We start from the raw sequence: 14,116 nt of genomic DNA, 5'->3' as shown, positions 1-14,116 counted from the left end.
CGGATAAAAAACAAACAAATAAATTTTCATTCAATCAAAAATGAGGCTTATATGAAACGAAGAGACTTTGTTAAGTATGCAGGATTAGGATCAGGTGCATTGATGATGCCATCCTTATTACTAGGAAATGACATTCCTGTAGAGGCGTTACTCCATCCAGGAATGGATGTAGCGATCAAAAAAAGTTTAGCGGATATGGCATTAAATACCGCAAAAAATTTAGGAGCATCATATGCTGATGCCAGAATTGGCAGATATTTAAATCAGTATGTATTTACAAGAGAAGATAAGGTGCAAAATGTTGTAAACACCGAATCTTTTGGTATAGGAATTAGAGTCATTGCTAATGGTACATGGGGTTTTGCGTCCACAAATAATGTTACCGAAAAGGGTATTAAAAAAGCAACCGAGCAAGCTGTAGCCATAGCAAAGGCTAATTCAAAAATTCAAAAAGTTCCAGTAAAATTAGCTCCTGTGCAATCATATGGAGAAGTAACCTGGAAAACCCCTATCAAGAAAGATTTTAAAGAAGTACCGGTTTCAGAGAAAGTCGATTTATTACTTTCTGCTAATGCTGCTGCGTTGAAGAGTGGAGCAAATTTTGTGAATTCGGCATTGTTCATGGTGAATGAGCAAAAGTATTTTGCTTCAACAGAAGGGTCATATATAGATCAAGATGTTCATCGTATCTGGCCGACTTTTACAGTTACCGCTATTGATAGAGCTTCAAATAAATTTAAGTCTCGTCAGGCTATGAGTGCACCTATGGGAATGGGATATGAATATATGGATGGATTAGCGTCAGAGAAGCTACAAGGACCTGAAGGACTAAATCTATATAGAAACAGTTATGATATGGTAGAAGATGCTACCGTAGCTGCAAAACAGGCTAAGGAGCGACTTACTGCTAAATCAGTAGAGGCCGGTAAATACGATCTTGTTCTCGAACCTAATCATTTAGGATTGACTATTCATGAATCTGTAGGACATCCATTAGAATTAGATAGAGTACTGGGTTATGAGGCCAATTATGCAGGTACTAGTTTTGCAACGTTAGACAAGTGGAAATCTAAAAATTTCAAATATGGAAGTGATATCGTAAATCTGGTTGCAGATAAAACCCAAATTGGATCTTTAGGAGCAGTAGGTTATGATGATGAAGGAGTAAAAACCAAACAATGGGATTTAGTTCGTAACGGAATCTTAACGAATTATCAAGCCATTCGCGATCAAGTGCATATGATTGATCAAAATGAATCTCATGGATGTTGTTATTCTCAAAGCTGGAACGATGTACAGTTTCAGCGTATGCCTAATGTTTCTTTAGAGCCAGGCAAAGAGAAATATTCTATTAATGATATGATTAAAGATGTAGAAAAAGGAATTTATATTGCCGGTAGAGGTTCTTATTCTATTGATCAACAACGATACAACTTTCAGTTTGGAGGAACCGTGTTTTATGAGATAAAGGATGGCAAGATTGTAGGAATGCTAGATGATGTTGCTTATCAATCCAACACTCAGGAATTTTGGAATTCGTGCACAAAGATTTGTGATGAGAGTGATTACAGGCTTTTCGGATCATTCTTCGATGGAAAAGGACAGCCTTCTCAGATAAGTGCTGTATCTCACGGAAGTTCTACGACCAGGTTTAATAACGTAAACGTGATCAACACAGGTAGAGCTATTTAAAATACTGTTTCACTACAAAATATTAAAAATATCATGGCAATATATTCAAAAGAAGAAGCAAGACAAATCATGGAAAAGGCATTAAGCTTTTCTACAGCAGATGCTTGTGAAGTTAATTTGAGTGGAAGTGAAAGCGGTAATATCCGCTATGCAAGAAATACAGTGTCTACCGCAGGACACAGATCTAATCAAACTTTGGTGGTACAATCAAATTTTGGAAAAAAATCAGGTACCGCTACTATCGATGAGTTTGATGACGAATCTTTAAAGAAAGTAGTTAAGCGATCAGAAGAGCTGGCAAAACTCTCTCCAGAGAATCCTGAGTTTATGGCTCCTTTAGGTCCGCAAAAGTATGATGAATCTATTACCTTCAACAAAAGTACAGCTGAGATTACTCCGGAGTATCGTGCGAATGTAGCCAGTAATAGTATAGAACCAGCTGCAGCCAAAGATATTACTGCAGCAGGATTTTTTGATGACTCTTCGGGATTTAGTGCTATGCTAAATTCTAACGGACTTTTTGCATATAATAGATCTACAGATATGAATTTTACCGTCACTATGAGAAGTAACGATGGTACTGGTTCTGGATGGGTTTCAAGAGACTTCAATGACGTTAGCAAGTTTGATGCCGCTGAAGCTTCAAAAGTAGCAATAGATAAGGCTATACTATCTAAAGAAGCCAAGGCAATAGAACCTGGTAAATATACTGTAATCTTAGAACCAGCAGCCTCTGTTGGACTATTGGGCAATATGGCTCGTGCATTTAATGCTCGTACTGCAGATGAAGGGCGAAGTTTTATGTCTAAAGAAGGAGGAGGAACCAAGATGGGAGAAAAGATTGTTGACGAACGTGTGAATATCTGGTCAGATCCTTTACATCCAGAAGTTCCCACAGGTACATGGAACGGTCAAGGGCAGCCTCTCAAAAAAACCACTTGGATAGAGAATGGAAAGGTTAAAAACCTTGCTTATAGTCGCTATTGGGCAGATCAAAAAGGTGTAGATCCTGTGCCTTTCCCTAACGGATTCATAATGCAGGGAGGAGATGCTTCTCTTGAAGATCTTATTAAGGATACCAAAAAAGGAATTCTGGTTACCAGGTTATGGTATATCAGAACTGTAGATCCTCAAACACTTCTGTATACAGGTCTTACAAGGGATGGGACCTTTTATATCGAAAATGGGAAAATTAAACATCCTGTAAAAAACTTTAGATTTAATGAAAGTCCGATTATTATGCTTAATAATCTGGAAACTCTTGGTAAACAAGTAAGAATTAACGGTAATCTAGTACCTTATATGAAGGTAAGAGATTTTACATTTACCAGTTTATCTGATGCGGTATAATTAAGAAAATTGATAACAATTACTGGTTATATTTGATACTTCATATAACCAGTATTTTTCCTTGGAAGTTCGGATGAATTTTAGTGTCGCTTCAAGAAAGAAACATATAATTTAAGGGAATATAAAACGAATTCATTGGCAAACAAATTCTTCTTTACAAGGTTACAATATGAGTCAGGGGATTGGGATGTGGATCAAAGAATGCCTTCTAATCTTTTAAATTCTCTCGTTGAGTATACCACACTTGAAGTAGATACACAGGAAAAAATTATTCCTTTAAGCAGTGATGATATCTTTAAAAGCCCTTTTTGTTATATATCGGGCCATAAATTAGTACAGTTTACCAGAAAAGAAAGAGAGAATTTTAAAAAATATGTTAAGAATGGAGGTTTCGTCTTTGCCGATGATTGCAATCACGACATTGACGGTCTGTTTTCTAAATCATTTGAACGCCAAATGGAAGAGATTTTTGGTCCTGGTGAACTAAAAAAGATTCCAAATAATCATGAGATTTATAACATCTTTTTTGAATTTGAAAATGGTCCGCCTACAACATCACAAGAGCTTAATGGGTGGGGAGACGATATCGTACATGATTACTTGAAAGCGATCGAAATTAATGGTAGAATTGGAGTTCTTTTCAGCAATAAAGATTATGGTTGTGAGTGGGATTATGATTTTAGAAACAAACGATGGTATAAAATTGACAACACCCGCTTTGGGGTAAATATAGTGATGTATGCATTGACATCATAAAAATAGAACTATGAATAAAGACTTAGCAAGTATAGAAAAGGAGATAAATATACTTACTGAAAAACTAGTAACCTTAAAGAAAGAAATAGGAAAGGTAATTATAGGGCAAGAAGAGACTGTAGAGCAATTGCTTATTACATTTCTTGCAGGAGGACATGCACTTTTGGAAGGTGTTCCCGGACTAGCAAAAACTCTAATGATTCGAACACTGGCTCAAGCTATTGATCTAAAATTTAAAAGGATACAGTTTACCCCGGATCTAATGCCTTCAGATATTATTGGAACCGAAATATTAGAAGAGGATCATAGTACCGGTAAAAAGTTTTTTAAATTTAATAAAGGCCCAATCTTTGCCAATATCATTTTAGCAGACGAAATCAATCGAACACCTCCTAAAACTCAGGCAGCTTTACTAGAGGCGATGCAGGAATTTGAAGTTACTTATTCAGGTAAAACTTATACCCTGGACAGGCCATTTTTTATTCTGGCAACTCAAAACCCCATTGAGCAGTCAGGAACCTTTATTCTTCCTGAAGCACAACAAGATCGATTTCTATTGTACATCAAGATTGGATACCCAACAGAATCTGAAGAAACAACGGTTTTAAAAAATACGACGGGAACGAAACAGACAATGTTATTTAAAGTGATTAGCGAAGAGGATATACTACGTTTACAAGATTTGGTAAGAGAAGTACCAATTAGTGATGATCTGATCTCATTGGTGAGTAAATTGATCAGAGCTACACGTCCCGAAACTACTTCAGATTCTTATGTAAAAGAATGGGTGAGTTGGGGAGCAGGACCAAGGGCAGGGCAAGCCATGATATTGACAGCCAAGGCTAGAGCCCTAATTAAAGGGCGTTTATCTGTAACTCCAGAAGATATAAAACATGTAGCACTTCCTGTATTGCGACATAGAATTATTGTGAACTTTAGAGCAGAATCTGAAGGTATTACCGCTGATAATGTGACATGTCAGCTTATAAAGACACTATTTTAATAAGGTTTTATTTTAAATAAGTGAAACGAGAAGAGTATCATCAGTTACTTAAACCAGAGCTAATCAAAACCGTATCGGGGTTGGCGCTCATAGCTCGTGTGATAGTAGATGGATATTTATCAGGACTACAGCATAGTAATAATGTGGGATCAGGTATGGAGTTTAATCAATACCGTAACTACGAGCCTGGTGATGACTTGCGTCTATTAGATTGGAAAATGTTAGCCAGATCTGGAAGGTATTATATTAAGCAATCAGAAATAGAAACTAACATTGCGGTAAAATTTATATTGGATTCCAGCAAATCTATGCTTCATACAGAGGAAAACTTATCTAAGATGGATTTTGCCAGGGTTTTAATTGCTTCTTTAGCATATTTATCTAAAAATCAAGGAGATGCGGTGGGGCTTTTTGCACTCAACGATCAACAGTTATATAACATGTATCCGAAGGTACAAAAACAGCACTATAATAGGTTATTAGAAGGTCTTATTGATATTGAAAACAAAGGAAAATGGCCTGTCAATCCTGAAACGTCTAAGCATCTTTATGATCGAAGCCATAAAGAATTGATTTTTTTTGTCACCGATTTATATGAACAGGATGAAGAGATTATCTCTTTTGTTAAGCGATTAAAAACACCTAGAAATGAAGTTGTCGTGTTACACCTTATGGGTAAAAATGAATTGGATTTTAATTATGAGGGAACCGTAACTTTTGAAGATTTAGAAACCGGAGCTAGACTTCAGGTAGATGCAAAAGCAGCAAAAAAAGAATATCTTTTTGCCCTAGAAGAAATGATGAAAAAGGCTAAAAATACTTTATTGGCTAATGATATAGGATATCACCTATTCAGACTAGATGAAAATATAGGAGCAGCTTTACAATTCTTTCTTAAAAAACGAAATAAACTCATTTAATATGTTTTTTCTTAATCCGACATACTTATGGGCAATGCTTGGGTTAATCGTGCCCGTAGCAATACATCTCTGGAGTAAGAAAGAGGGTAGAACAATTAAGGTCGGAAGCACCAAACTGTTTAACGAAACAGATTCTCAAAAATCCAGAACTATTCAGCTTAATGAATGGTTCTTATTGCTTTTAAGAATGTTACTTATCGGTATGCTTGTCATTATCATTGCGGCACCAAGAATAAAGAAGAAAGTAGATGCGATTCCGATTACATATATAGTTGAACCCGCTTTATTAAATAATGAAAGGATACGCACTATTATAGATACGCTTGAAAAAGGACCTTCATTAAGACTTCTACAAGTTGATTTACCAGAGTTAGAAGAAGAAGATTTAGATAAAGACAACCATCATAAGTTATCATATTATTGGCAGCTAATTCAAGAAATGGAAGCATTGAACACCGATAGTATTGTGGTTTTCACCAATGGATTTCTTTCTGGGCTACGGGGTTCGAGGCCTAAAATGAGCAAAAAGATTTCTTGGGTGGCCATAAATCCAGGAAATAAAGTAAGAAAAGAACTAAAGGCCATACGAAAAGAAAATGGAGTAACCTTACTTTCTCTATCAAGTGATCAGCAACATGTAACTTTTAAAAAAGAAGTAATCGCTGTAAATAATAATGGTTATACACTTAACTCAACTAAGGACAGTTTGCTTTTCGATGTAGATGAAAAACAAGAAAGATTGGCTATTACTTTAGAAAAGCCGGTTAATATACTTTTGAACTATCAGGAAAGTTTGTCTAATGAGGCGACATATATTAATACAGCATTGAATGTCATATCAAAATTTCTCAAAACCCCTATTGCAGTGCAAAGAGCAAAGAGTATGGATACGGTAGATATCGAACGTTTCGATATGGTGGTTTGGTTAAGCACAGATTCAATTCCGCAGACTTCGGCAAAGGTATTAGCCTATCAACCAGACGAGCTAGCTTCTCGAATAATAGAGCCAGGATCTACAAAAAGAGTTTTTTATATTACAAAATCACTTACTTCAGAAAATATTATAGAAGAACATTTTTCTGAACAACTTTTGAGAATATTAGATTTTCATAACGATATAGAGGAAGAAATTATAAAATACGATAAACGAATTGTTGCCTTAGAAGAATTACTTCCTGTACATATTAAACCTAAGGTTGATACAAGGAATTTTTCTATTTTGGATATTTCTAAATGGTTGTGGGGTTTATTGGCCATATTATTGATGATAGAACGCATTACTGCAAAATTGAGAAATCAATGAGTGCACCAGGAAACAAAATAGTAACTCGATTCAAGAGGCATTGGCAATTAAAACTTTGGATAGAAGTGATAATGTATGCCCTGGGACTTACGATTTTTACTTATTTTGTATTTCAAATAATTCTATTTTCAGTAGTTGTTTTTGTAGTAGCTGCAGGAATAATGGCTCTCATTATTAAGCCTTATGCTCTTAATCTGCAAAAAGTAAGTACATACATTGACCAACATCTACACGATGCAGAATATAGCACAGGCCTTTTATTAATTCCGGAAGAGAATTTATCTGATATAGCAAAACTTCAACAGCATAAGATAATCACAGAGTTGAATGCAAGGCTGAAAACTTTAAAGCCTCCCGGTCATTCGATCAGAGGAGTAGTGGTTATGGGATTATTTGTGGTCATTGGATTTGTTATAAGTCAATTTGATCTAATGAGGCCTTCTCAAAAGATTCAGCAATCAAATATGCCATCAGAACAGATAGTTTTTGTGCCTACAGACTCAACTCAGGTAAAAACCAAACCTCCCAAAGTAGAAAGTCAGCACGTAACAATTCAATATCCTAAATATACCAACACACCTTCTTTTCAAACTTCAGAAATGAATATAAAAGTGTTGGAAGGGTCAGAGTTATCTTGGCATATAAAATTCGATTCAGCTATCGAAAGTGTAACTATGGAAAGTATGGGGAATCATTATCCTATGCAACCGGTTGATAGTGCGTATGTAAGTACCTCAAAAGCAAAATCTACAGGTTTTTATAATTTCAAATTTATTAATAGTGACGGCGCTTCGTATGTATCGCAATTGTATTCAATTGAAGTGATCAAAGATCAGATTCCTATAGTGGAGGTTAAAGATATTAAACAGTTTACTTCTTTTTCTTTCAAGGACAGTAAAAATCTAGCTTTTAACGCTTCAATTACCGATGATTTTGGGGTGGCAAGTGCCTATATTATTGCTACAGTAAGTAAAGGCTCAGGCGAGTCAGTAAAATTTAGGGAAGAAAAGTTAAATTTTGATACCGGAGTAGTTGTAGGAGGCAAAAGACAAAACCTTTCAAAAACGATTAACCTGGATCAGATGAAAATGGAACCCGGTGATGAATTGTATTTTTATATTGAAGTTCTTGATCAAAAAAGACCCAAACCAAACAAGTCAAGAAGCGAAACTTTTTTTGCAGTAGTCAAAGACACAGTTTCAGATCAGTTTGCAGTAGAAGGGACTATGGGAGTAGACTTAATGCCGGATTATTTTAGAAGTCAGCGTCAATTGATTATTGATACCGAAAAATTGTTGAAAGATAAGCCCAAACTTTTATCTCAGGAATTCAAGTTTAAAAGTAATGAGTTAGGTTTTGATCAAAAGGTGTTACGTATTAAATACGCCGAATTCATGGGTGACGAATCAGAATTTGGCCCGGCTCAACAAGAAAGTGAAGGAACACATGAAGAAGGAGAACAACATGATAGTGAAGATCCCTTGGCAGAATATACTCATAAACATGATACAGAAAATGAGCATAATCTGGTAGCCGAAGAAGGGGAGGGCGGGGAGAAGGAAGATCCCTTACATGAATATTTACATAATCATGACGACCCTGAAGAATCTACACTCTTTACCCAGTCATTAAAAAGTAAATTACGGCAAGCTTTAAATCAAATGTGGGATTCAGAATTATATTTAAGACTTTATCAACCCGAAAAATCCTTGACTTATCAGTACAAAGCTCTTAAACTTATTCAGGAAATTAAAAACAGCGCACGCATTTATGTACATCGTATTGGTTTTGATCCTCCACCTATTAAAGAAAACAAAAGACTTACAGGTAAGATTAAAAAGGTAAAAAATTTTAGGAAAGAGGAGGAGTTAGCCCAACCTGCATTATATCCATTCATAAGACAGGCAACTTTGCGACTGGAACAATTAGTAGCGAACAAACAAATCCTTTCAGAAAGTGACAGAAATCTTTTTGAACAAGCCAGAAATGAATTAGCTATAAAGGCTATTGAAGCCCCGGGAAAGTATCTCAAAACATTACAACAATTAAAACAGATTACAGAGATAAAAGAAATACCTAGCTCGACTTTAATAGAAGTACAAAAAGAATTATTTGCTGTACTTCCTGAAGCCAATCCCAATCCCATTAAAAAAGAGAAAGTGGCAAGTGAGATTAATGAATTATTACTAAAAGAGCTCGAGATTCATGATTGAAACCTTAACTTTTTTAAATAATCACATGTTCTGGCTGATCAGTATAGGTGGGTTTATACTTTTCGCAATATTTATATGGAAGGAATTCCATCAATTTGGTACACGCAAATTTTGGGTTAAAGTGATTGTATCTTTTTTGGCTATTGTTTCACTAGTGTTAATAGCATTACGCCCTGCGATTTCTGTTCGTAAAGGAACTGCAAATATCGCACTACTCACCAAGGGATATGATTATCATCAACTAGATAGTCTTCGAAAAGTTCATAAAAAATTAAAACTGATTACATATAAAGCCAGCGATCCCATTTTTGATAATCAGACCGCGATCGATTCAGTTTTTTTATTAGGATATGGTATAGAACCTTTCGACTTTTGGCAGTTAGATGAAAGGAATGTAAAATATTTGGCTAAACGTGAGCCTTCCGGTATTACCAGGTTTACATATAATTTTAAAAATAAGATTGGTCAAGATGTAGTTTTTAAAGGACTTTATAATAAACCAGAAAAAGACAAAAAACTTATCCTTCAGGGGCCTGGCGGATTAGCAATAGATTCTGTCATTTTAAATGCTGCAGACGAGTACAAATTTCAGCTACAAGTCAAACCAAATGTCAAGGGTAAATATCTTTTTTCGCTTGTAGAGAAAGATTCTTTGGGTACAGTAGTATCTCGTGATCCAGTTCCAATATTAGTAGAAAACCCAATGCCTTTGAAAATATTAATAGTTAACGGATTTCCAACTTTTGAAACTAAATACCTTAAAAATTACTTAGCAGAAAAAGGGCATCAAGTAGCAGTGAAAACTCAAATTACCAAGGGGCGGTACAAGTTTGAATATTTTAATATAGAAAAATTACCAATTAGAGCTCTTTCCAGAAAAAATCTGAAACCTTTTGACCTTGTAATTATTGATGCTACTTCATTCCAAAACTTAGGAAAAAAATCACTTACCGCTATAGAAAATTGTGTAAGAGAGAATGGATTAGGTGTTTTTATTCAACCTAATGGCCAATTTTATATATCCTCAATAAAAATTACATCTTTCAATTTTGTTTCTGATAAAAAGGCAGAAGTTATCTTCAAAGAAATACCAAAATCTAAAACATCTAAGTATGCTTATGTGTTTAAGAATGAATTTCCGATACAGTCTATTCATAATGATCGTCAAAACAATATCATCTCTGCTTACAAACGTGTCGGTAAAGGTAGAATTGGATCGACAGTACTAGAAAATACGTATGAATTGTTGTTGAAAGGAGAAACAACAGCTTACCAACAAATATGGTCAGATATTATTGGTAAGGTGAGTGGGAGAGAAGTTTCTTCCATTCAGTGGGAGTCAAATACAATAATTACATATAAAGATCATCCTTTTGAGTTCAACCTACGAACTTCGATAGAGAAACCAGAAATAGAAGCAAATGAAACTTACAGGGTTTCATTACAGCAGCATATAGATGTTAACAATCTATGGAGAGGAATCACGTATCCGTATAATTTTGGATGGAACACGCTTTCTGTAAGACAAGATACTACAGTCGTTTTCAATTATTTTGTTACTGATACTATACATTGGCAATCATTAGCAGAGTATAAAAAAGTGAGAGAAAATAAAAGGCAATTTGATAAATTGTATGAGAAAACCAGACATAAAACATATCCGTCAAAACCTGTTAACCTCACTTTATTTTTTATAACATTTTTATTATGTATGGGATACTTATGGTTAGAACCTAAAATAGCAAGCAACTAAAAGTGATCATTTCCAACAAATTGTACTTATATCTCGTACTAAAAAAGGATCTTAATATATAAGGGGAAGGATATTTTAATGGTTTTTTATGATTAAAAATATGATGTAAGTCATTTATAACCTTAACTTTGCATTCTCAAAAAAAAGTAAGTTAGTGATAAAAGAAATAATTATTGCCATTCTTTGGAGTATCTCTCCCTTTGGAGAAGCCAAGGTTGGAATCCCTTATGGAATGTTTAATGGTGTAAACATCTACTTAGTATTTGTTGTCTGTTTTATTGCTAATTTATTGGTCTTTCCTTTAATGATTTTCTTCTTAGAAAAAATTAACACCTATTTATTAAGGTGGAATTTCTATAAGAAATCTGCCATTTTTGTCGCCAGAAGAGCCAAGACAGGTTCTGGAGATAAGATTAAGAAATACGGTTTTTGGGGACTTTTGCTTTTTGTGATGATTCCGCTTCCAGGAACTGGTGTATATGCAGGAAGCATAGCAACGTATTTATTTAAGATTAAAAGGAGAAAGGCTTTTATCGCTAATACTGTGGGGATATTCTTATCTTCGGTTATAGTTTGGTCTACTACTTTGCTTACTATGCAAGGGGTTTCTTGATACAGCTGTTCAAAAATACAATAAACAAAAGAATACCATGCAAACTTCTGTTTATTTGGCTTGGATCAATCAAAATTTACTTGATTAATTGAAGAGATGAGCTTTCCGTTTTCTGTCATCCCTTCTATAAATAGTTTTACACCCTTTAATCCATAGTAAGGAAAAGTAATAGTAACTTCTTTGTTATTACTAAAGGAAAGCTTGGGTTCCCAATGAATATGCCCATAATTAAGAAAAGATTTGTTCACAAAAGTTCCAAATTTTGGATTGTAATAATCGACGGGTCTTTCAAATCCTTCACTAGCCATTTTTTTAACTAGTCTTTTTTTGGTTTCTAAGAAATCCTCACCGTATTTTCTATAGATATAAACTGTTCCTCCACCACTTCCATGCGTTCCAAAATTCTCATAATAAATCTCATCGATACTGTCAAGAGGATAATCGGTGAGGTTGTTATCAACTCGAAAATCATCCAGAATAATAATGGGAGGATCATCGACCCTAGTTTTTGGTAATATCCAGAAGGAACTGTTTGCCGAATTTGATCTAACCTTAAAACCAAGACGTTTTATTAGATTAGACAATTTTCTATGTTTCTTTATATCAGTTTCATTAATTTTTTTTCCTTCAATAGTACCACCAATTAATTTTTTGTTTTTTGTAAGTTCAGGCACTATTTTTTTTTGAATAATAACACTATCAAGATTTATAGTGTTTTCGGTTCTAATTATTTCATCATTACTATTAAGTTTTTTCGGTTTTACGAAGGTTGTGATATCGAGATTTAAGTCAGAAGATGAAATGGAGTCTTGTTCAATTTTAGGGAAAAAGTCTAATAGGATATTAGGGTTTTTTTTTAAAGCTTTTCCATTAGTAATACCAATATTTAATGTTTCTCCTTTAAGAATATATTTGTTGCTAAACTCGAATTTTTTATTTTCTGCAAGATTAGCATTTAATAAGCTGCCCAAGCTGGGTTGAAACATAATTACTTGATCTTTTTTGTTTTCAGCCGGAGTAAGCACTTGGCCTTTGATAGTAATACCTCTTTGAAAATCAAATTTTCTATTTGGAGTCTCTTCAAATATATTTTTCCATTCATATCGGCTCCAGCCAAGTGTAAGAAATAACAAATCCAAATTATTCAATGTAGATCGATTAATGTTATGAAAAAAAGACGAAGAGTTGGTCACTTTATTCTTGAAATAAGGTTGTAAAAGAAACGAGGAAATAATTGATTTTTCAGGATTGGCCAAGGTTTCTTCTGGGAGCACAGACACACTCAAAGATCCCGACTTTATATTTTGATGGTTAAGACTAATTCTAACTTTTACAGAATCGTTTGTTTTGTCAAGGACTTCTGTATTAGGCTCTATTTTTAGAAAATCCAAGTTACGTTCATTAAAAATTAGTCTTTCAAGTAAAGGGTTTAATTGGTTGTCGAAAAGGGTCATAATATTTGTACCTGTAAGTAGTTTTTTTTTAGAGAACGAAATAGTTTTTTCGGTTTTATCAAACACAAATTCATGGGCTTTGATCATTCCGTCTCTATGTATTGCCAGATAAAAATTATTACCCTGTATTTTTGAAAAAGTTCTTGAATTGGTTCGTAAGGCTACAAAAACCTTATCCTCAAATAAGTTATTTATCGATATAGTTATTCCTGTTTCCTTAGGTTCGGGGAGTATTTTTGTAATGCTATCTCCATTGACAAGTTCGATCTTTAAATAGTAGCGCTGATTTTTACTTGGACGTATAGAAAATTTTCCGATACCATCATTATTACATTTAATATTCTTGAGTATAACTTCATTATTTTCAGTAACGATGAAACCACGTCTTATAATTTTTCTTGTGTCATCTGGGCTTTCAATTCTAAAACCAACGGTATTCAAAACTTCTGAAACCAAATTTCCTCCTTCGGGTAAAATATGCAGTGCATATTTTTTTTTAGCATTTTGTGTGGTGATGATTGTATCATTAAGAACATAAATTTTTTGGAAGAAAGCATTATCTTCTTTAAAATTTTTCATCCAATTGGTGTATAATTTTACGATAAATTCTCCCGAACCAAAACTTGGATCCAAGGATAACGTCCCAAATGCTACGCCATTGTCGACGTAGAATAACTTTTTGGTCAGAAGCTTTCCATTACTATTATAAATACCACAATAAAGATTAGTAGTTTTCAAAAAGGGAAGCCCTGTTTTTGTATGGTATACATATCCTGTAAACCAAATATTTTCTCCTTTAAAAAAAATGTTCTTATTGAGATGTAAAAAAACGCTTTCTCTGGGTAGTTCAAAGTAATCCTTATATGTTTTTGTTACTGTAGAAGAAACATCTTGAGCAGACGCAGGAAATATAAAAGTCAAATGAAGAATAAAAATTAAGCACGTTGCTCTCATATAGGCATAATTCAAAACTTAAATTTACGAAACTTTAGGGCTATAATATGAATTGATAACGGGGGGTGACTTTTTTTGTGCTGTTTTTATTACTTGTTTATTATT

At 34.2% G+C, this 14,116-nt stretch carries 10 protein-coding genes; 9 read left to right on the top strand and 1 reads right to left on the bottom strand.

The genetic code is table 11. The features are described 5' to 3' along the window. Positions 1–51: 51 nt before the first annotated feature. The 9 genes from ACFSJT_RS15650 (at position 52) to ACFSJT_RS15610 (ending at position 11,603) form a co-directional block, all read left to right on the top strand. Positions 52–1,692 (top strand): TldD/PmbA family protein, encoded by a 1,641-nt coding sequence (locus ACFSJT_RS15650; protein ID WP_378321259.1) that lies wholly within the window; start codon positions 52–54, stop codon positions 1,690–1,692. 33 nt (positions 1,693–1,725) lie between these two features. Beyond that, the gene (locus ACFSJT_RS15645) at positions 1,726–3,042 is read left to right on the top strand and encodes a TldD/PmbA family protein (protein ID WP_378321258.1); all 1,317 of its coding nucleotides are present in this window, start codon (positions 1,726–1,728) and stop codon (positions 3,040–3,042) included. A gap of 135 nt (positions 3,043–3,177) precedes the next feature. Continuing rightward, positions 3,178–3,798: a DUF4159 domain-containing protein gene (locus ACFSJT_RS15640; RefSeq protein WP_378321257.1), complete on the top strand. Its 621-nt coding sequence runs from the start codon at positions 3,178–3,180 to the stop codon at positions 3,796–3,798. Positions 3,799–3,808: 10 nt separating this feature from the next. Next, positions 3,809–4,801: an AAA family ATPase gene (locus tag ACFSJT_RS15635; protein ID WP_378321256.1), complete on the top strand. Its 993-nt coding sequence runs from the start codon at positions 3,809–3,811 to the stop codon at positions 4,799–4,801. A 20-nt stretch (positions 4,802–4,821) separates the two neighbouring features. Further along, positions 4,822–5,721 carry a DUF58 domain-containing protein gene (locus tag ACFSJT_RS15630; RefSeq protein ID WP_378321255.1) on the top strand — a complete coding sequence of 300 codons (900 nt, stop codon included), beginning with the start codon at positions 4,822–4,824 and terminating at the stop codon, positions 5,719–5,721. Position 5,722: 1 nt separating this feature from the next. Beyond that, a complete protein-coding gene (locus ACFSJT_RS15625; RefSeq protein ID WP_378321254.1) occupies positions 5,723–7,024 on the top strand; it encodes a BatA domain-containing protein in 1,302 nt (433 codons plus the stop codon). Then, positions 7,021–9,237 carry a tryptophan-rich sensory protein gene (locus tag ACFSJT_RS15620; protein ID WP_378321253.1) on the top strand — a complete coding sequence of 739 codons (2,217 nt, stop codon included), beginning with the start codon at positions 7,021–7,023 and terminating at the stop codon, positions 9,235–9,237. The genes ACFSJT_RS15625 and ACFSJT_RS15620 overlap by 4 nt, the downstream gene beginning before the upstream one ends. Then, a complete protein-coding gene (locus tag ACFSJT_RS15615) occupies positions 9,230–10,990 on the top strand; it encodes a hypothetical protein (protein ID WP_378321252.1) in 1,761 nt (586 codons plus the stop codon). The genes ACFSJT_RS15620 and ACFSJT_RS15615 overlap by 8 nt, the downstream gene beginning before the upstream one ends. Before the next feature lie 154 nt (positions 10,991–11,144). After that, complete coding sequence (locus ACFSJT_RS15610; RefSeq protein WP_378321251.1) at positions 11,145–11,603, top strand: COG2426 family protein; 459 nt, start codon at positions 11,145–11,147, stop codon at positions 11,601–11,603. Between the two features lie 65 nt (positions 11,604–11,668). Here ACFSJT_RS15610 and ACFSJT_RS15605 read toward each other — a convergent pair whose 3' ends face one another. Further along, a complete protein-coding gene (locus ACFSJT_RS15605; protein ID WP_378321250.1) occupies positions 11,669–14,011 on the bottom strand; it encodes a hypothetical protein in 2,343 nt (780 codons plus the stop codon). Positions 14,012–14,116 lie beyond the last annotated feature (105 nt).

Origin of the sequence: Aquimarina celericrescens, assembly GCF_042682765.1 — a bacterium.
GTDB classification, from domain to species: domain Bacteria; phylum Bacteroidota; class Bacteroidia; order Flavobacteriales; family Flavobacteriaceae; genus Aquimarina; species Aquimarina celericrescens.
The sequence above is the reverse complement of the archived record's forward strand: the minus strand, read 5'-3'. Positions and strand labels throughout refer to the sequence as shown.

Coding starts and splice junctions, on each gene's coding strand:
- ACFSJT_RS15650 (WP_378321259.1), top strand. CDS start 52: ATGAAACGAAGAGACTTTGTTAAGTATGCAGGATTAGGATCAGGTGCA.
- ACFSJT_RS15645 (WP_378321258.1), top strand. CDS start 1,726: ATGGCAATATATTCAAAAGAAGAAGCAAGACAAATCATGGAAAAGGCA.
- ACFSJT_RS15635 (WP_378321256.1), top strand. CDS start 3,809: ATGAATAAAGACTTAGCAAGTATAGAAAAGGAGATAAATATACTTACT.
- ACFSJT_RS15625 (WP_378321254.1), top strand. CDS start 5,723: ATGTTTTTTCTTAATCCGACATACTTATGGGCAATGCTTGGGTTAATC.
- ACFSJT_RS15620 (WP_378321253.1), top strand. CDS start 7,021: ATGAGTGCACCAGGAAACAAAATAGTAACTCGATTCAAGAGGCATTGG.
- ACFSJT_RS15615 (WP_378321252.1), top strand. CDS start 9,230: ATGATTGAAACCTTAACTTTTTTAAATAATCACATGTTCTGGCTGATC.
- ACFSJT_RS15605 (WP_378321250.1), bottom strand. CDS start 14,011: ATGAGAGCAACGTGCTTAATTTTTATTCTTCATTTGACTTTTATATTT.